The sequence below is a fragment of the Brevundimonas mediterranea genome (assembly GCF_014196125.1).
GTDB lineage: Bacteria > Pseudomonadota > Alphaproteobacteria > Caulobacterales > Caulobacteraceae > Brevundimonas > Brevundimonas mediterranea.
The window spans coordinates 715,888-738,816 of sequence record NZ_JACIDA010000002.1 but is presented as its reverse complement, the minus strand read 5'-3'; the positions used below and the strand labels follow the sequence as shown (position 1 = coordinate 738,816).

General features: G+C 63.6%; 21 protein-coding genes. 11 read left to right on the top strand and 10 right to left on the bottom strand.

What is annotated here, in order from left to right; translation table 11 throughout:
• Positions 1-32: 32 nt before the first annotated feature.
• The 5 genes from GGR11_RS12395 to putA all read right to left on the bottom strand — a co-directional run bounded on the left by GGR11_RS12395 (position 33) and on the right by putA (position 6,855).
• Positions 33-896, bottom strand: a complete 864-nt coding sequence (locus GGR11_RS12395; RefSeq protein ID WP_183197431.1) for a hypothetical protein — start codon at positions 894-896, stop codon at positions 33-35.
• The gene (locus GGR11_RS12390; protein WP_183197429.1) at positions 896-1,561 is read right to left on the bottom strand and encodes an ABC transporter ATP-binding protein; all 666 of its coding nucleotides are present in this window, start codon (positions 1,559-1,561) and stop codon (positions 896-898) included. The genes GGR11_RS12395 and GGR11_RS12390 overlap by 1 nt, the downstream gene beginning before the upstream one ends.
• Positions 1,561-2,724, bottom strand: coding sequence for a KpsE/RkpR family capsule polysaccharide export protein (locus GGR11_RS12385; RefSeq protein WP_183197428.1), 1,164 nt, complete (start codon positions 2,722-2,724; stop codon positions 1,561-1,563). The genes GGR11_RS12390 and GGR11_RS12385 overlap by 1 nt, the downstream gene beginning before the upstream one ends.
• 45 nt (positions 2,725-2,769) lie before the next feature.
• Positions 2,770-3,552, bottom strand: coding sequence for an ABC transporter permease (locus GGR11_RS12380; RefSeq protein WP_281380223.1), 783 nt, complete (start codon positions 3,550-3,552; stop codon positions 2,770-2,772).
• A gap of 171 nt (positions 3,553-3,723) precedes the next feature.
• Positions 3,724-6,855, bottom strand: coding sequence for a bifunctional proline dehydrogenase/L-glutamate gamma-semialdehyde dehydrogenase PutA (putA, locus tag GGR11_RS12375; protein ID WP_183197424.1), 3,132 nt, complete (start codon positions 6,853-6,855; stop codon positions 3,724-3,726).
• A 109-nt stretch (positions 6,856-6,964) separates the two neighbouring features.
• Here putA and GGR11_RS12370 point away from each other — a divergent pair, with 109 nt between their 5' ends.
• The 8 genes from GGR11_RS12370 (at position 6,965) to GGR11_RS12335 (ending at position 14,985) form a co-directional block, all read left to right on the top strand.
• On the top strand, positions 6,965-7,426 hold the full coding sequence (locus GGR11_RS12370) for an Lrp/AsnC ligand binding domain-containing protein (RefSeq protein ID WP_183197422.1): 462 nt from the start codon (positions 6,965-6,967) through the stop codon (positions 7,424-7,426).
• A 114-nt stretch (positions 7,427-7,540) separates the two neighbouring features.
• Complete coding sequence (locus tag GGR11_RS12365) at positions 7,541-9,760, top strand: AGE family epimerase/isomerase (RefSeq protein ID WP_246331791.1); 2,220 nt, start codon at positions 7,541-7,543, stop codon at positions 9,758-9,760.
• Between the two features lie 100 nt (positions 9,761-9,860).
• On the top strand, positions 9,861-10,946 hold the full coding sequence (locus tag GGR11_RS12360; RefSeq protein ID WP_035305868.1) for a glycosyltransferase family 4 protein: 1,086 nt from the start codon (positions 9,861-9,863) through the stop codon (positions 10,944-10,946).
• Positions 10,947-10,955: 9 nt separating this feature from the next.
• The gene (locus GGR11_RS12355; RefSeq protein WP_183197420.1) at positions 10,956-12,455 is read left to right on the top strand and encodes a phosphomannomutase/phosphoglucomutase; all 1,500 of its coding nucleotides are present in this window, start codon (positions 10,956-10,958) and stop codon (positions 12,453-12,455) included.
• Between the two features lie 37 nt (positions 12,456-12,492).
• Positions 12,493-13,179: a class I SAM-dependent methyltransferase gene (locus GGR11_RS12350; protein WP_183197418.1), complete on the top strand. Its 687-nt coding sequence runs from the start codon at positions 12,493-12,495 to the stop codon at positions 13,177-13,179.
• 55 nt (positions 13,180-13,234) lie between these two features.
• Entirely contained in the window at positions 13,235-13,498 is a 264-nt protein-coding gene (locus GGR11_RS12345) for a DUF6894 family protein (RefSeq protein WP_008263959.1), read from the top strand.
• Positions 13,495-14,250: a Crp/Fnr family transcriptional regulator gene (locus GGR11_RS12340; protein WP_183197416.1), complete on the top strand. Its 756-nt coding sequence runs from the start codon at positions 13,495-13,497 to the stop codon at positions 14,248-14,250. The genes GGR11_RS12345 and GGR11_RS12340 overlap by 4 nt, the downstream gene beginning before the upstream one ends.
• A gap of 51 nt (positions 14,251-14,301) precedes the next feature.
• A complete protein-coding gene (locus GGR11_RS12335) occupies positions 14,302-14,985 on the top strand; it encodes a Crp/Fnr family transcriptional regulator (RefSeq protein ID WP_183197413.1) in 684 nt (227 codons plus the stop codon).
• Here GGR11_RS12335 and glmS read toward each other — a convergent pair.
• A complete protein-coding gene (gene glmS, locus GGR11_RS12330; protein WP_183197411.1) occupies positions 14,946-16,760 on the bottom strand; it encodes a glutamine--fructose-6-phosphate transaminase (isomerizing) in 1,815 nt (604 codons plus the stop codon). The two genes, GGR11_RS12335 and glmS, sit on opposite strands and share 40 nt — an antisense overlap.
• 179 nt (positions 16,761-16,939) lie before the next feature.
• On the opposite strand from glmS, the gene glmM reads away from it, so the two are divergent.
• Positions 16,940-18,289, top strand: a complete 1,350-nt coding sequence (gene glmM, locus GGR11_RS12325) for a phosphoglucosamine mutase (protein WP_183197409.1) — start codon at positions 16,940-16,942, stop codon at positions 18,287-18,289.
• 443 nt (positions 18,290-18,732) lie between these two features.
• Here glmM and GGR11_RS12320 read toward each other — a convergent pair whose 3' ends face one another.
• From GGR11_RS12320 to GGR11_RS12310, 3 genes are all read right to left on the bottom strand, one after another.
• Complete coding sequence (locus tag GGR11_RS12320; protein ID WP_183197408.1) at positions 18,733-19,041, bottom strand: hypothetical protein; 309 nt, start codon at positions 19,039-19,041, stop codon at positions 18,733-18,735.
• A 229-nt stretch (positions 19,042-19,270) separates the two neighbouring features.
• Positions 19,271-19,588, bottom strand: coding sequence for an RNA polymerase sigma factor (locus GGR11_RS12315; protein ID WP_246331789.1), 318 nt, complete (start codon positions 19,586-19,588; stop codon positions 19,271-19,273).
• Between the two features lie 48 nt (positions 19,589-19,636).
• Positions 19,637-20,182, bottom strand: a complete 546-nt coding sequence (locus tag GGR11_RS12310) for a helicase (RefSeq protein ID WP_183197404.1) — start codon at positions 20,180-20,182, stop codon at positions 19,637-19,639.
• Between the two features lie 96 nt (positions 20,183-20,278).
• Here GGR11_RS12310 and GGR11_RS12305 point away from each other — a divergent pair, with 96 nt between their 5' ends.
• Entirely contained in the window at positions 20,279-20,569 is a 291-nt protein-coding gene (locus GGR11_RS12305; RefSeq protein WP_183197402.1) for a helix-turn-helix domain-containing protein, read from the top strand.
• A 274-nt stretch (positions 20,570-20,843) separates the two neighbouring features.
• On the top strand, positions 20,844-22,226 hold the full coding sequence (locus GGR11_RS12300; protein WP_281380222.1) for a recombinase family protein: 1,383 nt from the start codon (positions 20,844-20,846) through the stop codon (positions 22,224-22,226).
• On the opposite strand, the gene GGR11_RS12295 is transcribed toward GGR11_RS12300, so the two are convergent.
• Positions 22,223-22,918, bottom strand: a complete 696-nt coding sequence (locus GGR11_RS12295) for a DUF6118 family protein (protein ID WP_183197399.1) — start codon at positions 22,916-22,918, stop codon at positions 22,223-22,225. The two genes, GGR11_RS12300 and GGR11_RS12295, sit on opposite strands and share 4 nt — an antisense overlap.
• Positions 22,919-22,929: the final 11 nt, after the last annotated feature.

Sequence of the window (22,929 nt, the reverse complement as noted above, 5' to 3'; positions counted from 1 at the left end):
GATATAGTCAAACATACATGACCTAAACGACACTATATTTGACTGACATACTCTACATCACACCCAGAAAAGCTCAGCTTTCCTTTAAAGTGAGGATGCAGCGAAAGTATACGAAACTCTCCACACCACGCCTCATGCCTGATTGTTTCCATGAGGACTTCGTATATTCCAGCGACGTTAGGCGCCGCTTCGAAATAAACTCGATGGTGATTATCGCCCCAGTCGAAGGCTAGTTGGGACGCTCCGCCCTGGGGATCGATTTCCAGAACTGTTTTCAACCTCCACCGCCCTTTGGGAAGATGGATGTAGGGACCCGAGATGAGAGGGCCTGCGCGGCCGGTCAAGTCAATCTCCGTCGGCCCGTCATCGCTGGCGACCACTCGGGACCGGCGGCCCGAGCAGTGGAACAGCGATGCCCGCCAGTTCGCCTTTGCGCCATCGACCAATGGGAATTCGGAATAGACCGCCAGGGACGGTTCAACATTCTCGTAGTGAGCATCGAGCGGCGCGCGCACAACGTCGCCGAGTTTTGGCAGCGTAATGTGAATCTCGTTGCCGTCGACGATGGACGTGCCCTCGCTCTCGAGTTGCGCACACCGCGCGAGCCATTCAGACTGCCGCGTGATGTTCTCCAACGTGGTTGCGTCTTCGCACGGAACGCGATCCGTGATCGTTGGACGCACGAGGATCGCAACATTGTCCATGCCGTCGGCGTCAGGCGAAGCTGGCGGGGAACATTCCAGGATGAACCTTTCGTCTTCCGGCGAAATCTCGCCCTCCGAGGCTCCCAGCCAGTTCAACGTCCAACCTCTACTAAGCGCAACAGCCTCCACCGCGTCCCGCCAACCGCGATCCGCCTCGCCGGGTCCGAAGTAAACAACCAGGGAAGGCACCATCAGGCCGCGCGGAGCCATACGTAGATGTCGATGGCCTCCTCAATATCGTCAAAAATTTTGGCGCTTCCGCTTTCGATTATGAGCGCGCGGTCGCAATGTTGCGAGATCAGGCTCATGTCATGCGACGCCATTAGATAGGCGCGCCCTGCACGATGCTGAAACAGCTCTTCTTCACACTTCCGCTGAAAGCGCGCGTCCCCAACGGCCACCAACTCATCGATCAGGTAGCAGTCGAATTCGATGGCTAGAGACAGCCCAAAGGCGAGTCGCGCCCGCATGCCGGAAGAATAGTGCTTCACGGGCTTCTTAAGGGCCACGCCGAGCTCAGCGAAGTCATCAACGCGGTCGCGTAACTCTTGATAGTCCCTGCCATACAGACGCGACAAAAAATTGATATTGTCCAACCCTGACAGGCTGCCCTGAAACCCGCCCCCAAAACCGATCGGCCACGAGGACTTCATCAACCAGTCGATTCGCCCTTCAGTGGGAGGGAGAATCCCGCCCAGCATTTTTATGAGCGTCGATTTTCCTTGCCCGTTTCGACCAAGAATGGCGAGTCGCCCACTTCGAGAGATTTCAAAGTTGAGGTTCCGAAACAGCGGATTGTGGGCGGTTCGATAAGTCTTGCTGAGTCCCGACACACGGAGACCGACATCCTCCGGCATCACGATTGCCTATGCTCCCGAACGCCCGCCAGCACCAGCCATCCCAAGGCGTAGACGAGCAAAGCTGAGGCGAAGACGGTGAAGACGGCAAACCACCGGCGTGGCAAGGCTGGCTCATCTGGTATGTGAGGGCTGACAATGCGCTCCAGGTAGAGATTTTGTCGTCGCGCGTCATCACGCGCCGTGACAACGGCAGCGGTCGCCTGGACCAGTTGCCGATCGGCAATCTCCTGGGCAAGGACAAGCTGCTCATAGGTTCCAACGCTGGGGGCGAGCGAATTGGCGCTACCGGCGATTTTGGCTCGTTCAGAGACCACCTGACGTTCATAGGCGGCTATGCGCCCATTGAGGCTATCCAATTGAGGACTTGCCGGAGCTTCGGATTGAAGTTGATCACGCTCAGCCTTCAACTGGGCTATGTTCGCCAGCAGGCCGCCGATCAACTCGGAGCTTTCTCTCGCCGAAAGCGTGGGATCGATATAGCCTTGTCGATTCCGAAAGGCTGCGAGTTGTGCCTGGGCGCTCTGAAGGGCCTGGCGAGCCTCATTTTGTGTCCGAGCAGCGTCGGCGACGAGGTCAGTCGCCGACCTTTCGTTCAGGCGATTTATCAGTTGTTCGCTGGCGATCAGCAGAGCGTTATTTATCGCGTAGGCGTCGTTCGGGCGGAACGCCCGAACTCTTAGGGTGCTGATGCCCGTCGCCGAATCATATCCTACCGTTACGAAACGTCGGAACCCCTTATAGAGCCCCTCCTCCGTTTGCGCGGCGCCGAAGCTGGGGTAGCGACTCAGAAAGTCTGCGTCCGGGCGCCCAATAATGGCTGCAACATCTTGCGTGCGCCGGACGTCCTTCAGGCCGTCGCGCGAAGTGATGTAATCGTGCACCGCGAAGGAGTCGTTCGCGCCCGAGGACAAACCCACACCCTGAAGCGCTACGCCGAAACTTGAAGGTTGGTGCTGGCCCGGTGATCGAACAACAAATTTCGCTTCCGAGACATAGATGGGAGAAGCGATTAGAAGGTTGTAGATGAGCGCGATAATGGTCGGCAAAAGCACGACCAGCGCAAAACCCAACGGCAGCTTCCTCCAGAACGCCGGCGCTTTGGGCGCCGGCAGAAGAGCTTCGGGCGCAGGCCCCATATAGTTGATTTTTGTCTCGGTCATGATCTGCTGGGCCTAGTTAGGTCGCAATTATTATGTTGTGCTGAATCACTCGACATCGATGCGGTCGAGTGAACTGAAGATTAACAGTAACCCCACGACATTTAGGATCGCTCCCACAGCTATAGCGTAGCTAAAGCTGTAGTGAGTCTCCACAAACTCGCCGAATATAGCGGCGCGTATCGCTTCGGTTCCATGGACAAACGGGACCAGCATGACGATTTTTTGAAAGGAATGCGGCAGCCAAGACACCATGAAGAATGCCCCGGAAACGGGGATCATGAGATAGCTAATCAGCCCCACGACACGCTCCATCGCCTCGAACCGCATGACCAGGCCAGTCATAATCAAGGCAAAACCCGCGCCCGAAAAAGCGACTGTCCCCCAACCGGCATACAGGAGCAGTATGTTGTGTGGCGGTCCTACCTGCCCGATCGCCAGAAGCGCCAAATAGAGCACTACGAAGGCGATTGTCGCGCCGCCGATTTCAAGCAGCATCCGCGCTATAAGGATGTGCATCGGGGTGACAAGGCGATGGTAGAGCAATCCCATATTTGCCTGGATCGCTGGCGTGAGCAGGCTGATGAGGTGCCTGATCAGGATCAGGCACATGTAGCCGCTCATCACGAAAGGCGCGAGTTGAATGCCGTGCTCAGAATTGAATGTCGGCTTGGTCAGCGCCCAAAGGAAAATAACGCCAAGACAAAAAACTAGAGGTTCAGCGACAAGCCACGCAAAGCCCAGGCCTTCTCGGCCGAAGCGCGTCGCCATCTCCCTCATCAGCAAGGCGCCAACAACCCGGCCGTGTAGCTTAAAAAAAACGGGGATCATCGCACCAGATTTAAGTTCGTGGATCGAATATGGATCAGGGGAGTGGCCGACGAAACACCGAACATGTGAAGACTTGTTGCTCTATGGCTCAAAACCGGCGTCGGTGAAAGCGCTTCTGCGGACGCCAGCCACAGCGCGATCCTTATCCGCCCATGGGTGCTAAGCGGCGCCCTACAAATTCAACAGCGCCGGATCCCCCCCCTGGGCCGCGATATTCACGCTAATCGTCTTCTCCGCCGCATAGCGGATCAGGCTGTTGGGTCCCCCCGCCTTGGGGCCGGTGCCTGAAAGTCCTTCCCCGCCGAAAGGTTGCACCCCGACCACGGCGCCGGTGATCGAGCGGTTGACGTAGACGTTGCCGGCGGGGACCAGGTCGATCACTTCGGCGGCGAAGGCTTCGATACGGCTGTGGACGCCCAGGGTCAGGCCGTAGCCGCGCGCGGCGAGCTTGCCGGCGACCGACTTCAGGTCGGAGGGAGCGTAGCGATAGATGTGCAGGATGGGGCCGAAGACCTCGCGTTCCAGGAAGTCGGGCGTGGGGATCTCGGCGAGGGTCGGGGCGAACAGGTCGCCCTTTTCCGCGCCCAGCGGCAGGTCGGCGCGGGCGATGATCCTGGCTTCCTTGGACAGGCGTTCGACGTGGGCTTCCAGGGCGCGGCGGGATTCCGGATCGATGACGGGGCCGATGTCGGTCTTGGGATCGGCGGGGTCGCCGACGGTCTGGACGGCCAGCGCGCCCTTCAGGCCCTCGATCAGGGCGTCGGCCGAGTCCTGGGGCACATAGAGAACGCGCAGGGCCGAGCAGCGCTGGCCGGCCGAGCCGAAGGCGGACTGGATCACGTCGTCGATGACCTGTTCCTTCAGCGCCGTGGTGTCGATGAACATGCCGTTCAGGCCGCCGGTCTCGGCGATGAAGGGGATGATGGCGCCGGGGCGGGCGGCGATGGCGCGGTTGATCGCGGCAGCCGTGTCGGTGCCGCCGGTAAAGGCGACGCCGTCGACGCCCGGATGCGTGACCAAGGCCGCGCCGACCGTCTCGCCGCGCCCGGGGACCAGGGCCAGCAGAGCCGGGTTCAGCCCGGCCTTGTGGTACAGGCGCACGGCCTCGGCGGCGATCAGCGGCGTCTGTTCGGCGGGCTTGGCCAGGACGGCGTTGCCGGCGGCCAGGGCGGCGGCGATCTGGCCGGTGAAGATGGCCAGGGGGAAGTTCCACGGGCTGATGCAGGCAAAGACGCCGCGTCCATGCAGGATCAACTGGTTGGTCTCGCCCGTGGGGCCCTTCAGCATCTCGGGCGCGGTGAAGTCGCGTTCGGCCAACAGGGCGTAGTAGCGGCAAAAGTCGGCGGCCTCGCGCACCTCGGCGACGCCGTCGTTCAGGGTCTTGCCCGCCTCGCGGCTGAGCAGGGCGACCAGGCGGTCCAGATCGGCCTCCAGCGCATCGGCCATGGCGCGTAAGGTCACGGCGCGTTTGGCGCCGCCCTGACGGTCCCATGTGACCTGGGCGTTTGCGGCGGCTTCGACGGCGGCGTCGATGTCGGCCGCCTCGGCTTCCGAGGCATGGCCCAGCACCAGGGACCGGTCGAACGGATTGGTCACGGCCTGGGCGTCGATCCCGGCGCGCAGCTTGCCGCCGATGATCGGGCCGGAGGTCAGCGTCTCGCGATCGACAAGCTCCAGCGCCCCGGCGTGGCGGTCGCGGTCGGCGGCCTGGGAATAATCGCGGCCGAGGGAGTTCTGACGATCGCCGTACATGTCTTTCGGAACCGGAATCTTGGGGTGACGGTCGGGCGCCTGCTCGACCAGGGAGATGGGATCGGCCGCGACGGCCGAGGCGGGCACGCGCTCGTCCAGCAGGGCGTGGACGAAGGAGGAGTTGGCGCCGTTTTCGAGCAGGCGCCGCACCAGATAGGGCAGCAGCTCCTCGTGCCCGCCGACAGGGGCGTAGGCGCGGACGATCACGGTCTCATCCGCCCAGGCCTCGCGCGCCGCGTCGTAGAGCGCCTCGCCCATGCCGTGCAGGCGCTGGTGTTCGACCGCCACGCCCCGGTCGCGGGCCATGCGCCGCACGGCCGCCAGGGTGTGGGCGTTGTGGCTGGCGAACTGGCTGTAGATCGCCGGCGCCGCCTCGATCATGGCGCGTGCGCAGACGAGGTAGTTCAGGTCGGTCGCCGCCTTGGTCGTATAGACGGGGTAGTCGGTGCGGCCGAACACCTGGGCGCGCTTGATCTCGGTGTCCCAATAGGCGCCCTTGACCAGGCGCACCATCAGACGGCGGCCCGAGCGACGGGCTAGGTCGGCGACCCGCTCGATCGTCTCCAGCCCGCGCTTCTGATAAGCCTGAACCGCCAGGCCCAGGCCGGTCCAGCCGCCCAGGCTGGGTTCGTGCGCCAGCCGGTCCAGCAGTTTCAGCGACAGGGCCAGACGGTCCGCCTCCTCGGCGTCCATCGTATAGTTGATGTCGTATTTGGCCGCGATCTGGGCCAGGCGCAGGATGCGGGGATACAGGGCCGCCCAGACGTCGTCCTCATGCGTCGCCTCATAGCGGGGCGACAGGGCCGACAGTTTCACCGACACGCCGTGGCCGTGCTCGGGACCCTGGCCCTTCGAGGTCTTGCCGACCGCCTCGATGGCGTCGGCGTAGATTTTCTCGTAGCGGTCGGCGTCGGCGACGGTGCGGGCGCCCTCGCCCAGCATGTCGAAGCTGCACAGCCAGCCTTCCTTGTTCGACCGCTTCAGCGCGCCCTGGATCGTGCGGCCGACGACGAACTGCTCGCCCATGATCTTGACGGCGGTGGCCACGGCCTGACGGATGACCGGCTCGCCCAGACGACCGGCGATCCGCTTCAGGAAGCCGGGTAGATCGCTGCGCGCCTCGTCGTCCACGTCCACCAGTTTGCCGGTCAGCATCAGGCCCCAGGTCGAGGCGTTGACGAACAGGCTGTCGGACTGGCCCAGATGCGAGGCCCAGTCGGCCGAGCCGATCTTTTCGGCGATCAAACGGTCGCGCGTCTCCTCGTCCGGCACGCGCAGCAGGGCCTCGGCCAAGCACATCAGGGCCAGACCCTCGCGGGTGCCCAGCGAGAACTGCTGCAGGAAACTTTCGACCACCCCCTGTTTCTTCTGGCTGCGGCGAGCGTGTTCGACCAGGGCTGTGGCTTCGGCGACAACGGCGGCGCGCTCGGCCGCGTCCAGCGGCGTCCGCGCCAGGTTGGCGGCGACGGCCTCGCGCTCGTCGCGGAACTTGTGCGCGTCCAGACCATCCCAGGCGGCCAGGCTCGAGGGCGTGAAGACGGGCGAAGTCATGGCGACAAAATCCTGTGGATTTCCGCCGTATAGGCCGGAGTTCATTGAAGGTGCTTCGTATGATACGAGGCTATCCCGAAGATCGTTCGGCGCAGGAGCCCGATTTCCGATGATCGATATAGACCCCGTCGACCGCCGCATCCTGCGTGTGCTCCAGACCGACGGCCGGCTTTCCAACGCCGAACTGGCGCGACAGTGCAACCTGTCGCCCGCCGCCTGTTTCGAACGGGTCCGGCGTCTGCGTGAAAAGAAGATCATCACCGGCTACGCCGCCATGATCGACCCGGCCAAGGTCGGCCGCGACCTGCTGATTTTTGTGGAAGTGCTGCTGGACCGCACCACAGGCGACGTCTTCGAAGCCTTCGCCGCCGCCGTCCGTAGCCAGCCCGAGGTGCTGGAATGCCATATGGTCGCCGGCGGCTTCGACTATCTGATCAAGGCCCGGGTCGGCGACATGGACGCCTATCGCGCCTTCCTCGGCGACGTCCTGGTGCGGATGCCGGGGGTGCGCGAGACCCGGACCTATGCGGTGCTGGAGGAGGTGAAGTCGACGACGGTGCTGCCGTTGTAGAATTGAGGTGCTTGTTTCAGGAGTCAGACCGCAACTTCCGGTCGGGCAAATGAGGTGACGAGGCCGCGCGTCGCGCCTAATAGGCAGAACCCTTGATCGTTCACGGCGTCGATAATGGCTACCCTCTATCCGGTTATCATGTGCGGTGGTTCAGGAAGCCGTCTCTGGCCGGCGTCCCGGCCTTCGCTTCCCAAACAATTCATCCCGCTGGCTGGAAATCGTTCGTTGTTCCAACAGTCTGTTGCGCGCGTGAACGCCCTGATCCACGGAGGGGGCGAACTCATCGTGGTCGGCGGCAGCGCCCACCTTGCGGTCATCCTGAACCAGCTTGACGAAATAGGGGTGACCGCCGTCGTCCTGCTTGAACCGGAAGGACGGGACTCGGCGGCGGCCATGGCCGTCGCCGCACTCTGGACCAGCCGCCGCGCGCCCGACGCCGTCAATCTGTTCGTAGCGTCGGACCACCACATCCCTGATGACGAAGCGTTTCGCCGGTCGGTGAAAGAGGCTGTTTCCGCCGCCGAGGCGGGGCGGATCGTCACCCTGGGCGTGGTTCCGACAGAGCCCTCGTCGGCCTATGGCTATATAGCCCCCTCGGGCCCAGCCCTGTCGGAGGTCTCCGCCTTCGTCGAAAAGCCGGATCAAGCGACCGCCCAACGATACATTTCCGAAGGCTATCTCTGGAACAGCGGCAATTTCATCGTCGGCGCCGATGTGCTCGTTCGCGAGATCCTGGATAGGGCCCCCGCCGTTGGAGAAGCGGTCCGTACCGCACTGGATCAGGCCGAGATCGACGGTCCCTGTGTCCTGCTTGGGTCCGGCTTCAACTCAGCTCCCAAGATTTCCATCGACTATGCCGTTATGGAGAAGACAAACCGCGCCTCGGTTCTGCCGGTCCGTTTCGAATGGTCGGATCTCGGCGCCTGGGATTCGGTTCATGCGTCGGGCGAAGGCAGCGTCGGCTTGCACATCCTGGAAGACTCGGAAGGCTGCCTGGTTCGAGCCTGCGACGGCGTGATGGTCGCGGCAATCGGCCTCAAGGACATCGGCATTATCGTCGAACGCGATGCAGTGCTGGTGACCGACCTTCGCAAAAGCCAGGACGTCAAGAAGGTGGTGGAGCGGCTGCGCAAGCTGTCGCCTCAGCATCTCGACTTCCCCCGCGCCAATGCTCCGGAAACCCTCGACGCTGGCGCTGCACGGCTGACGACCTGGCTCCGGCAGGCTGCTCTTCCTGTCTGGTCCAGCCTGGGTCAGGATTCGGCGGGCGGTTTCGAAGAGGTGGTCGCCCTGGACGGACGTCACGTCGCCACATCCCGGCGGGCTCGGGTCCAGGCGCGACAGCTGCAGGTCTATGCCGAAGCGGGGCGCCAAGGCTGGCGAGGTCCCTGGAAGGCGGTGGTCGCCACAGGCCTGGATCGTCTGCGGGCCGTCTATCTTCGACCCGACGGCCAGATGCGAGCCCTGCTGGCGGCGGACGGTTCGCCCCTCGACGAAACCGCGACGGTCTACGATCAGGCCTTCCTGATCTTCGCCCTGGCCTGTGTCGCCGATGCGACCCACGCGCCGGAACTCGAGGTCGAAGCCGCAGCGGTGCGCGACCTTCTGCTGGAACGTGCAGACAGCCAGGGGGGACTGACGGAACACGGCGGCCATCCCTATCAGTCCAACGCCCATATGCATCTTCTGGAAGCGGCGCTTGCCTGGGAAGACACCGGCGGAGACCAGGCCTGGGCCGCGCTCGCCGACCGCATCGTCACCTTGGCGCGCGCCCGCTTCATCGACCCGGACACCGGTTGCTTGCGTGAATTCTTCCAGCAGGATTGGACCCCCGCTTCGGGCGACGATGGGCGGCTGGTGGAACCGGGACACCAGTTCGAATGGGCCTGGCTGATGGCGCGGTACGGCCGAAAACGCGCAGACCCGGCCGTCCTGGCCGACGCCTGGCGGCTCTATGAAGCGGGCCTCAAGGGCGTCGATCTCAAACGCGGCATCGCCATCGACGCCATGAACATCGACGGCGGCGTAAGAAGCCCACGCGCGCGCCTTTGGCCCCAGACAGAATGGTTGAAGGCCTCCCTCATCCTGGCCTCGCTCAGCGATGACGGCCGGCGCGCCCTTTGCCTCGAACAGGCGGCCAGAGCCCAGAGGGCGCTATGGCGCTATCTGACGCCGCAGGGCCTCTGGCATGACAAGATGCTGGAGGGGGGCAAATTCATCGACGAGCCCGCTCCGGCCAGCTCCCTTCATCACATCATGGCCGCCCATGTTCAGACGAGAGAGACCCTCGTCGCGCTGGAGCCGGACCGGATCCCGGCCCTTCGCCTTTCATAGGGGTTTCCCTTACTCAAACACCCACGACCGTCTCGCCTTCGTCATCCGAACCGTCTAGAAGTTCCGCCCTTACTCAACGGCTCAGGGTCCGCCCGCCTCCATGCGCATCGTTCTGGCCACCGACGCCTGGGAACCTCAGGTCAACGGCGTCGTCCGCACCCTGACCCGCACCGTCGCGGAATGCCGCGGCATGGGTCACGAGGTCGAGGTCATCGAACCCAGCCTGTTCAAGACCATCCCCTGCCCCACCTATCCGGAAATCCGGCTGGCCCTGGGCGCGGAGGAAGAGATTCGCGAGATGCTGCGGGCGTTCGAGCCCGAGGCCGTGCATATCGCCACCGAGGGTCCGATCGGCATCGCCACGCGCCGCATCTGCGTGGAATGGAAGCTGCCGTTCACGACCAGCTACCATACAAAATTCCCCGAATACGTCTCGGCCCGGTTCCCGATCCCGGTTCAGGTCGGCTACGCCTATATGAAATGGTTCCACAAGCCGTCGGGCCGGCTGATGGTGGCGACCCCGACCCTGCGTGACGAGCTGGTCGAGCATGGGTTCAAGAACGTCTCCCCTTGGTCGCGTGGCGTGGACACCGAGATGTTTCACCCCGATCTGGAGCGCATCTACGACCAGATGGGGGGAAAAGACTGGCCCCGGCCCTTCTTCCTGAATGTCGGCCGGGTTGCGGTGGAAAAGAACATCGAGGCCTTCCTCGAACTGGACCTGCCGGGCACCAAGATCATCGTCGGGGACGGCCCGGCCCGCGCGGAGCTTCAGGAAAAATATCCCGAGGCCAAGTTCCTGGGCGCACGGTTCGGCGACGAATTGGCTCGCTGTTTCCGCGACGCCGACGTCTTCGTCTTCCCCAGCTGGACCGACACCTTCGGCCTGGTGATCCTGGAGGCCATGGCCGCCGGAACCCCCGTCGCCGCCTATCCGGCCCATGGCCCCATCGACATCATCCCCGGCTCGAACGCCGGCGCGATCGACGAGGACCTGAAGACCGCCTGCCTGAAATGCCTCGAACTCGACCGCAAGGTCGTCCGCGCCTATGCGGAAAAGTTCAGCTGGCGCGCCTCAGCGGATCAGTTCGTCGAGAATCTGCAGCCCTATCCCGAACCGGAACGCGGCCGCTTCTGGCGCCGCCTGCGCCGCATCGCTCGCATTCGCAAGCGCGCGGCGGCCTGAACACGCAGAATGCTCAAGCCACGGCAGGATTTGACGCCGAATACGGCGGACTATGAGAATCTGGCCTTCGTGAAACCGACCGGGTTTCGTGAGTACGACGCCCGCTGGATTCTGGAAAAAGAGATCAATCTCCTCGGCATCCAGGCCCTGGGCCTGGGCCTGGCCACCTATGTCCACGAGATCGGCGTCGCGCCCAGGATCGTCACCGGCCATGACTTCCGCGGCTACAGCCTCAGCGTCAAACAGGCCCTGATCCTGGGCCTGCTGGAAGGCGGGATGGAGGTGCTGGACGTCGGCCTGGCCCTCTCGCCCATGGCTTATTTCGGTCAGTTCGAACTGGACGCGCCCTGCGTGGCCATGGTCACCGCCAGCCACAACGAGAATGGCTGGACCGGGGTCAAGATGGGAGCGAACAAGCCCCTGACCTTCGGGCCCGAGGAGATGGGCCGGCTGAAACAGATCGTGCTGAACGGCGAGGGCCTGGCCCGACCGGGCGGCAAGTTGGTCCGGGTCGAGGACTTCCGCGAGACCTATGTGGCCGATGTCGCCTCCAAGGTGCAGATCAAACGCCCGCTGAAGGTGGTATGCGCCTGCGGCAACGGCACGGCCGGCGCCTTCGCTCCGGACGCCCTGCGTCGGATGGGCGTCGAGGTGATCGAGATGGACACCGACCTCGACTACAATTTCCCCAAGTACAATCCGAACCCGGAAGATCACGCCATGCTGGTGCAGATGGCCCAGCGGGTGCGCGAGACGGGCGCCGACCTAGCCCTGGGCTTCGACGGCGATGGCGACCGTTGCGGCGTGGTGGACGATACGGGCGAGGAGATCTTCGCCGACAAGATCGGCCTGATGCTGGCCCGCGACCTGTCGAAGGTCTATCCGGACAGCACCTTCGTGGTCGATGTGAAGTCGACCGGCCTCTACAAGACCGACGAGATCCTCAAGGCCAACGGCGCCGAGGTGGTCTATTGGAAGACCGGCCATTCCTACATCAAGCGCAAGACCGCCGAACTGGGCGCCCTGGCCGGGTTCGAGAAGTCGGGTCACTTCTTCATGGCCGGCGACCTGGGGCATGGGTACGATGACGGCTTGGTCGCGGCCGGCGCGGTCCTGGCCATGCTGGACCGCAATCCGGGCAAGACGCTCTCCGAATTGAAGGCGGCCCTGCCCGACGCCTGGACCAGCCTGACCATGTCGCCCCATTGCGACGACGAGCTGAAGTACGGGGTGCTGGAGCGGATCGTGAAGGAATACTCGGACCTCGCGGCCTCCGGCGGCGAAGTCCTGGGGCGCAAGATCCTCGAAGCCATCACCGTTAACGGCGTGCGGGTACACCTGGAGGACGGCTCCTGGGTGCTCGTCCGCGCCTCGTCCAACAAGCCCGAACTGGTGGTGGTGGTCGAGAGCATGCGTTCCGAGGACGACATGCGCGATCTGTTCCGCAAGGAAATCAAACCGCGCCTGGCCGCCTATCCCGAGATCGGCGCCTTCAACCAGGAAATCTGAAGCCCGCCAGCCGATTTCAACCTTGGCAAGCACAAGCATGACTCTATTTTTGAAGCGCCTACGCAGCCGTACTCGAAAGCTGCTAGGCATAGGCAAGCGGCCAAAGGCGCATCGGAACCTGAAAGCTCGCTTTACCCACGTCTATCGCGGCAAGACCTGGAAATCGTCGGAGTCCGCGTCGGGTCCCGGGTCAACATTGGATTCGGGCTCCGTTCGGCAAGCGCTTATCGCCCTGGCGCAGGTCGTCAGCGTCCACAACATTCAATCCATCGCCGACCTGCCTTGTGGCGATTTCAACTGGATGCCGTCGTTCCTCAAGGAAAATCCGAAGATCGACTATATCGGGTACGACATCGTCGACGCCCTGATCGCCGCCAATCGACGGGCCTTTCCAGGCTACGCCTTCCACGCCCTCGACATCACGCACGAAATTCCAGCCCGCGCCGACCTCATCTTCTCCAAGGACCTGGTGAACCATCTGCTGGAGCGAGATGTGTGGAGCGCGGTAGCGAACATGGTCCGCTCCGGCGCGGACTATGTAATGATCACGTCCAATAGCGATCCGGTTCCAAACATCGAACTTCCGGAAAATGTGGCGGGATCGTCCAGACCTCTGAATCTCCAGATCTGGCCTTACGACTTTCCTACCCCGCTTTACGATGACGGTTATCTCGTCATGTGGCGCAGCCAGGATCTGGCCTTTGTCCTCGATCATGCAGCGTGATCTGAACCAATCGACCTGACAACCGCTTCCTGCAGACCTGCTGCTGGAGGCCCGATTGCCGCACTTCTATTTCCACACCGAAAACGGCGACTGTATTCGCGATGATCAGGGCGAGGATCTGCCCGATGTCGAAGCCGCCCGCGAAGAAGCGGTCACCGTCCTTGGGGAGATTCTGCGCTATCGCGGCGCGGCTTTTTGGGAAACGGCGTCGTTTAGCGTGATCGTGACCGATGCCGACGGCCGTACGGTGGTCAGCGTCACCGCCAGGGCCTCGGACGCGGCGCCGGAAGGTTGGACCTTGCAGGAGACCGGTGAATGACCACCGTCTCGCCCCCCTCCAGGATCACCACTCTGGTCGAGAAACTCTCGCTGCGCGATCAGGTCGCGCCGGATGAGATCGAGGCCCTGAAGGATGTGCTCGATCCGCCGCGCGAGATTCGCAGCGGCGCGGACATCGTCAAGGAACATTCCCATCCCCTGCACAGCACGCTTCTGATCTCCGGCTTCTCGGCCCGCTACAGCAGTCTGGCGGACGGCGCGCGCCAGATCACGGAGCTCAATGTGCCGGGCGATTTCATCGACCTGCACAGTCTGCTGATGAAACAGATGGACCACGGGGTCGTGGCCCTGACCGACTGCGTCGTCGCCTCCGCTCCCCACGCCAAGCTGATCCGCTTGACCGAGCGCCATCCGCACCTGACGCGGCTTCTATGGCTGGACACCATCATCGACGCCGCCATCCATCGCCAGTGGCTGGTGGCCATGGGGCGTCGCAGCGGCCTGGGCCACCTAGCCCATCTGGTGTGCGAACTCTATCTGCGCCTTCAGGCTGTCGGCCAGGCCAGCGGAAAGGCGGACGGAATGCGGTTCAACCTGCCCCTCACCCAGGCGACCCTGGGCGACGCCCTGGGCCTTTCGACCGTTCACGTCAGCCGTCTCGTCACCGAGCTTCGCGGCGAGGGGGTGGTCAGTTGGAGCGGCGGACAGGTGGAAATTCTGAACTGGCACCGGCTGGCCGAGATCGCGGAATTCGACGCCACCTATCTGCGGCTTCAGAACGAGCCGGTGTGAAGGTTTAACCCATGTTATCGCGCGCGGCTCCGCTTCGCGATTGATCGGCCCATGCTCCGACCGAATCTCGCGCGCGCACTCCTCTCCCAACTGGCGATCCATGGGATGGAACCGGGCGAAGCCCCCGTCTTTCCCGGCGCCCGCAGCCAGTCCTTGCAGTCGGGTCGATCGCTTGTGACCCTGGTTCTGGAAGGCGTGGCGGCGCGGCAGGGAGCGGGGGATCCCGTCTGCCTCGGCCTCGTCGGTCCCGGCGACCTGCTGAACTTCGACGCCGCATTGGGAACGGGACCGGACGAGAGCGCTCTGTGGCTGACGCGCGGTCGACAGGTCGTGATTTCAGCCGACCGCCTCATCGAGGCGATCGATCGCGACACCCTGATCGAGACCGCCCTGGCGGACCTGCGCCGTCGGATGGAAACAGCCCAGGCCGAGGTGACGCGTCACGCGCATGGCCGGGTGACGGAACGCCTGGCCGGCCTCCTGCTCGACATCCACGCTCTCGGCGGCGCGACCGAGGTCACATTGCGCCAGAGCGACATCGCCGATCTTCTGGCCGTGCGCCGGGCCGGCATCTCGACTGCAGCCGGCGAGCTTCAGGCGACCGGGGCGATCCGGGTGCGACGGGCGTCCATCCTGCTGTCCGACGTGGCCGCCCTGCAAAGGGCGGCGGCGGGCTCGGTCGGCGAACAGGCCCCTCACTCCACCGTGACGGACTTGGCCAGGTTGCGGGGCTGATCGACGTCGGTGCCTTTCTGGACGGCGGTGTAATAGGCCAACAGCTGGACCGGCACGGCATAGACCAGGGGCGCGATCAGGGGGTGGCAGTCCGGGGCGTGGATGCGGCGGATGCCGGCGCCGTGCAGATCCGGAGCTCTTTCCGGCGTGATCATGATGACCGGGCCGCCGCGGGCGGCGACCTCCTGCAGGTTCGAGGCGGTCTTTTCGAACACATCGTCCAGCGGAGCCAGGGCGATGGTCGGGGTCTCCTCGTCGATCAGGGCGATGGGACCGTGCTTCAGCTCGCCGGCGGCGTAACCCTCGGCGTGGATATAGCTGATCTCCTTGAGCTTCAGCGCCCCTTCCATGGCGAGAGGGAACATGGCGCCCCGGCCCAGGAACAGGACATCGTCGGCCTTGGCCAGATCCTGAACGACGGCGCGGATGCTGTCGCCCATGCGCAGGGCGTCGGCGATCAGGCGCGGGCTTTCGAACAGGGCCTTGACCAGTTCGCCCTCGGTCGCGGCGTCGATCCGGCCGCGCGCCACCCCGGCCGCCACGGCCAGGGCCAGCAGGGCCGCGACCTGTGCGGTGAAGGCCTTGGTCGAGGCGACGCCGATTTCCGGTCCGGCATGGGTGGGCCACAGCACCTCGGCCTCGCGCGCCATGGACGAGGAATGGACATTGACCACCGCCGCCGTCCTGAGCCCCTGGGCCTTGCACCAGGTCAGGCTGGCCAGGGTGTCGGCCGTCTCGCCCGACTGGCTGACGGCGACCGCCAGGGTCTTTGGCGACACCGCCGGCGAGCGATAACGGAACTCGGACGCGATCTCGACGTCGCAGGGCAGGCCCGCCAGTTTCTCGAAGGCGTAACGGGCGATCTGGCCGGCGTAGAAGGCGGTGCCGCAGGCCACGATCTGGATTCGGTCGATCGCGGCGAAGTCCACGGCCTGAGACTTGGCCGTCCCTGTCACCAGGTCCAGATACTCCGACAGGGTGTGTTGGACGCTGTCGGGCTGTTCATGGATCTCCTTTTCCATGAAGTGGCGATATTCGCCCTTCTCGACCATCGCCGAAGAGGCCGAGACCTGGACCACCGCCCGTTCAACCGGGGAGCCGGTCACGTCGAACATCTGGGCGCCGCTGCGGGTCACGGCGACATAGTCGCCTTCTTCCAGATAACTGATCTTCTGGGTGAAGGGGCCGACGGCGAGGGCGTCCGAGCCCAGATACATCTCGTCCTCGCCCCAGCCGACGACCAGCGGACTGCCGCGACGGGCGCCCAGGATCAGGTCGCCCTGGCCGTCGATCAGCACGGCCAGGGCATAGGCCCCGGTCAGCCGGTCCAGCGTGACCTTGAAGGCCTCCAGTGGCGCCCGGCCGGTGTTCAGCTCCGCGTCCAGCAAATGGGCGATGACCTCGGTGTCGGTCTGACTTTCAAAGACATGGCCTTCGGCGGCCAGTTCGGCCTTCAGCTCGGCGAAATTCTCGATGATGCCGTTGTGGACCAGGGTGACGCGCCCGGCCTTGTGCGGGTGGGCGTTGGCCGTGGTCGGGGCGCCGTGGGTGGCCCAACGAGTGTGACCGATACCGACCGAGGCCGCCAGCGGCTGTTCGGCCAGGACGGCTTCCAGATTGCGAATCTTGCCCTGGGCGCGGCGGCGTTCGACGGCGCCGTCCACCATGGCGGCGACCCCGGCCGAGTCATAGCCGCGGTATTCCAGCCGCTTCAGACTGTCGATCAGCCGAGGGACGACGGGTCCATTGCCGGTGACGCCGATGATGCCGCACATGCGCAGGAACTCCGAGGACGAGGGAAAACAGAAGGGCGCCGCTTTGCACAGACGGCGATCCGGGGCTAAGCCACGCATCAAGCCCCACCGGCCGTCTATGCAATCTTAGGACGGACCGCACCTAAAAAGGGGTTTCGGAAGGTTTCCTGTTCGGGAACCGCCAGACGAAGGACCAGCCCGTGGGCGACAGAAAATATTTCGGCACCGACGGCATTCGCGGGCGCGCCAATACCTATCCGATGACGGCCGAGGTCGCGCTGCGGGTCGGTCTGGCCGCCGGCAAGCTGTTCCGCACCAGCGACGACCGGCGTCATCTGGTGGTGATCGGCAAGGACACCCGTCTGTCGGGCTATACGATCGAGCCCGCCCTGGTCGCCGGATTCGCCTCGGTGGGCATGGACGTGCGGACCTTCGGGCCGGTGCCGACGCCGGGCGTGGCCATGCTGACCCGGTCTATGCGCGCCGACCTGGGCGTGATGATCTCGGCCTCGCACAACGACTACGCCGACAACGGGATCAAGCTGTTCGGACCGGACGGCTACAAGCTGTCGGACGAGATCGAGCTGAAGATCGAGGCCCTGATGGACGATGGCCTGGACCAGGGTCTGGCGCCGTCGAACAAGCTGGGCCGAGTCAAACGCATCGACGACGCCCAGGCTCGCTATATCGAGATCGCCAAACAGGCCTTCCCCAAGCGGCTGAGCCTGCAGGGGCTGCGGATCGCCGTCGATTGCGCCAACGGCGCCGGCTACAAGGTCGCCCCCACCACCCTGTTCGAACTGGGCGCCGAGGTCTTCCCCGTCGGCGTGACCCCGAACGGGACCAATATCAACGCCGAATGCGGCTCAACCCATCCTGCGACCCTGGTCGAGGCGGTCAAACGCTACCGCGCCGACATCGGCATCGCCCTGGACGGCGACGCCGACCGGCTGATCATCTGCGACGAAAAGGGCCAGGTGGTGGACGGGGACCAGATCATGGCCCTGGTCGGGCTGGACTGGGCGAAACGCGGCCTGCTGACCGGCGGCGGCGTGGTGGCCACCGTCATGTCCAACCTGGGGCTGGAGCGCCGTCTGAAGGCCGAGGGCCTGACGCTGGAGCGGACCAAGGTCGGCGACCGCTATGTGATGGAGCGGATGCGCGAAGGCGGCTTCAACATCGGCGGCGAACAGTCGGGCCACATCATCCTGCACGACCACGCCACCACCGGCGACGGCCTGATGGCGGCGCTGCAGGTGCTGACCGTTCTGGTTGAATCCGGCAAACCGATGAGCGAACTGGCCCGCCAGTTCGACCCGGTGCCGCAGCGTCTGGAGAATGTCCGTTACACCGCCGGCAAGCCGCTGGAGAGCAACACAGTCAAGACGGCCATCGCCGAGGCCGAAGCGAGCCTGAACGGCCAGGGACGTCTGCTGGTCCGCCCGTCGGGCACCGAGAAGCTGATCCGCGTCATGGCGGAGGGCGACGACGCCGCCTTGGTCAAACGGGTGGTGTCCGAGGTTTCGGCGGCGGTGAAGGCGGCGGGGTGACAGCTTCCCCTTCCCGGCGGGAGAGGGCTTGAGCGCACGGCGGCGAAGCCGTCGTTCTGGCGCGATAGGGTGAGGGCTACGGTGGTGCGAACTGGCCCACCGGCGGAACCCTCATCCGGCCCTTCGGGCCACCTTCTCCCTTGGGGAGAAAGATAGCATTCCTACTCTGGTATAATTATCTGAAAAATAAAGTGATTTTCTGAGTAATAAACGCCGTGCAGATTTCGTGTAGATAATTCTTCACGCGGGCAGCAAAAGATGGCTGGAGTCGGCGGCGGCGTCCAATGATTTGGGCCGCTTGTTCGTATCAGTGAACGAGCCTTACAACGCGTCAGTCGAAGGCCGCCGTAGCCCTCTCTGCGCCCAAGACGCGCAAAGCCCGCCAGCCCAAGGACAGATGGTGATGGCGGACGTCCACGCCGCCGCGTGAACGCCCTGCTCGCTTAGAACAGCGATAGCTGCCTTGTCTCCTGATCGAAGGCCTTCCATTCCGGCGACCGTGATTCATGATCCAGCCACGCTTCCACAAAGGCTTCCGCACTGTCGTAACCGTCCATCGCCGCCTTGGGCGTGAAGTGCGACCTGTAACCCGTCTCGGTGATCGGCAACGGGGCCCGCTCGGGCGACACGCTCACCACTTCCAGATGGGCCATGTGGGTTCTGTCGTCATAGACCAGATAGTCGGCGTTCCACGTGATTTCGATCTCGATGCCGTTCCAGTGTGTCCGTGTGATTGAATAGTCCTTCTTCATATCCGCCTCTGGGGTTTGGGTTCGTACTGAACCCTTGCCCGTCGGCGAGACTGGGGGAGCAAACGGAGCGGGAGACTTCGCGGGGACCCGGCTGCAACGAGCACCGCGAGAGAAGCTGGGCGGAAGCCTCTCCGAAGTGCGCCAGGGGCAACGCCCCGAGCTCTTCGCGATAGGGATTGCAACCCGGATGGGCTGAGATCACCGGCCCAGCCGGAAGCTCAGGCGAAGCCTAAAGCCCGCCGCGCTTCGGCGCGGATCGCCCTGCTGCTGGGTCTCGTTTTTTCAGTCGCGCGAGTTCCAGCGCCTCGTCACGCTCGGCGGTCCTGACCGCTCGTGCGAGCCGCACCATCGCGGCGGCAAACACCGCCTTCACGGCTTCCGGGGGTATTCCAAGATGCAATCCGATCTCGTCGTAGGTCATCCCCCCGAAACGATGGAGAACGAACACGTCGCGCAGCCTTGTGGGCAGTCGCAGGATTGCGACTTCGATGACATCCGCAGAGCTTCGTGCACGTCGGCGTCTTGGCCGAGGTTTTGATGCTGTCATCCGCCTGTCCTCCCATCGAAGCCGTGGCTGGTCTCTTCCGTTTGCGGTCTACGCGCCGAACACGCCGTGATGGGGATCCGCCGACAGCGCGATGAGATCTTGCCGCGATCTCGCAATCATGGCGTGGGCTTCGGGGTGGTCCTCGGGCCAAATTAGACGCTCCAGAACAGCGAGCCTTGCGATGATTGCCTCGAAGCTCGCCGATGCGGAATCCGGAATGGCCTCCAACAGACGCTCACGCTTGTCGAACAACGTGTCCAGGATGCCGTCTATGTCTTGAAGCTCCTTGGACCACGGCAAGGCTTGCTGTTCGGCGCGGCTAAGATTGCACCAGGAATGCTCCCTGATCAGCCAGCCCTCCAGTTTGGCCCAGCGGGTCTGGAGCCGGCCTATCTGGGCGTCGATAGCCAGCCAGTTCTTGCAGTGTCTGACCGCCTCAGTTGAGGCGACCACCGCGATGGGTGCCAGATTAGCCGAGGCGGAGGCAGGACTGACCGCCCCAAAAGCGGCCACCGATGTTCCAGCGATGAGCGCGCGCCTGGAAATCTCAGGCAGGCGCGCGTCCTCGACGCCCGTCTTTCGACGCGAGCCCATGACTCTGCCTTTCTCTCTGTGTTAGTCTTTTAGTACCAAAACACTCCGTCGAGAGCAATCCAAAAATACCATGACCGGCACTAAAAGTGACAATCGATGATAATGCCTGCCCAAATCCGTGCGGCGCGCGCTCTCTTGGGATGGAATGGAGCTGAACTGGCTAAAGCGGCTGGTGTCTCGCTTCAAACAATCCGGCGAATGGAAAGCGCACTGGGCCCAGGTCGCAGTTCGGCCGCCAATGTCGAAGGCGTGCGGCGTGCTCTGGAGACGGCAGGCGTCATCTTCCTTCATGCAGATGACGCGAGCGAAGTCGGCCCAGGGGTGCGACTAAAAATGGTGAGCGAGAGTAGTTCCGGTTTGTCTGGATCGAATTCGGACCAGTCATGACCGACGAAGCAGCCGTTGGCGCGAGAAGCTACCGGACGACGCGAACAGCAATCCAAGGTGACGTTGGAAACATCTGTAGCGGGATTGCCCTCGCCGGGCCGTAGCCACGAGCGAACCTTCTGAAAGGTGCTCCGGGGGTCTACGCGACTCAGGGGGCGGAGCGCTGGGATCGGTGAGCGGCTTGCTCCGCTGCACCATTTGGGATCGGCCGAGCCGAGACCGAGACCGAGATTGCTGGGCCTCTATATTCACACTTACAGTTCTAACCACCGCGATGAAATCAATTATCCCAAAGCCTCTCATTCCAGCAGCGCAGTATCTGAGGATGTCCACGGACCACCAGCGGTACTCATTGGAAAACCAAGGAGGGACGGTGGCAGCCTATGCCGAGGCGAACGGATACCAAATCGTAGCCTCATACGAAGATGCGGGGAAAAGCGGCCTTACTGTGAAGGGGCGCGATGGTTTGAAAAGGCTCCTGTCGGACATCCTCACCGGCTCACCGCCTTACAAAACGGTCCTCATCAGGGACGTCAGCCGTTTGGGACGGTTTCAGAACCCCGACGAAGGCGCTCACTATGAATTCTTGTGCGACCAGGCGGGCGTAAACATTCACTACTGCGCGGAAGCGTTCACCAACGATGGATCGACCGTTGCGAACATCGTCAAGCATCTCAAGCGAGTGATGGCTGGCGAGTACAGCAGGGAACTGTCGGAGCGTCTCAAGACAGCCATCCGTAGGACGGTTGTCGCGGGGGGCGTGAAGGGCGGGCCAGCAGCATATGGAGTCCGTCACCAGGCTTTTGACGATGGTGGAAATGCGCTTGAAGTGCTGACAGGCGGACGCCGGAAGCAGCGTTCAACCGATGTTGTTAAGATGGTTCATGGCCCTGCCGAAGAGGTCGCTACGATCCGGGAGGTCTTTAGACTGTTCACTCACAAGAGCATGCGACGTTCGCAGATTGCCACGAGGCTGAATCAGCAAGGCATAAAGCCCCCGAGAGGAATTCTGTGGACCGGGATGCAGGTGGACGTCGTTCTTCGTAATGAAGTTGCCCTCGGGCTCTCCGTGTTCAATCAATCACGGGGTCAGGTAGGCGGACCGCGCACACTAGTGCCTCATGCCGAGTGGGGTCGCATCAAGGTGATGAAGCCCCTGGTTAGTGAAAGCGTCTTCAGGAAGGCATCTGACCGGCTGGCCTCAACGAGAAGGCGGAAATACACGAACGAGGAACTGCTTGAGGGCCTGCGGCGGCTTTCGCAGGAGAAGGGGGTGTTGTCGGCGGCGCTTATCGAAGGTTGCTGTTTTCTCCCAACCTTCAACGTGTTCCGCAAGCGCTTCGGCTCGATCCATGAGGCCTACAGGCTCATTGGATATAGCTACACTGACAAGCAGCTTCGTTCGATGCAATCGAAGCGCACGAGCGACGCGGACGTGATAGCCGCCCTGACCGCGCTCAGAGAGCGACACGGCCACCTGACCGCAAAGATCATCGCGGCAGACCGAAGCGTCCCAGCAATGGCTTCTCTGGTGGCACGGTTTGGCTCGACCACAAGAGCATATGAGCTTGCTGGTTTTGTCGGGAGTCCGCATTTGCTGGCTTGGGATCGCAAACGCCTTCGACGATCCAATGTGACAGGTATGGCCAATTGCTAATCTAGTGCCGGGTCAGCTGTCGAATCCTGCGACGCCGCCACCATTACCGTACATCGCTGCGTCTTCCCGCTCTCGACCGCCGCCGCCCGGCACGCGTCGAGAGCGTCCCTGTTCCCGTCGGCCAGCCGGGCATCCGCGACCACCCGATCCCAGCCAGCCGGATTGGCCATCCGCATCAACGTCCCACCCGCCGTCCACCGATTTTCGTGCATCACCATGGCCGCCACCCGCGCGTTCAGCCCGAACGGTAGGACACTGGCGAGGATCGGGGACACCAGCAGCCCGACCGCGAACGCCACGCTGCCCGTCCACCACAGCAGACGGACCTGCCGATCCCGCGCCCAAGCCTGGCCGATGAGGCCGGAGAGCCGCGCCCGCTCGCGCTCCATCTCCTGCGTAGCACGATCCAGCCTCTGCGCCGCCTCCCGCACAAGCGCGGAACCCGCCCTCGCGATACCTTGACCCTGCTGCTCGGGCGTGAGGTTAAGCGCCGGCGAGGCCAGCACCGTCTCCAACGACTGGCCGATCTCGTCGAGACCCTTGCCGAGTATCGCGAAATCCTGACTGTAGTCAGGCGGCCGGTTCTCCCGAATCGCCGCTGGAAGGCCCTCGATCGCGCGGCGCAGCACCGAGACCTCGGCCCGCAGGTCCTCGAACGCTTGGGCCGGGTCGCCCGCCTGATCCTCCGCCATCCCCGCCTCCT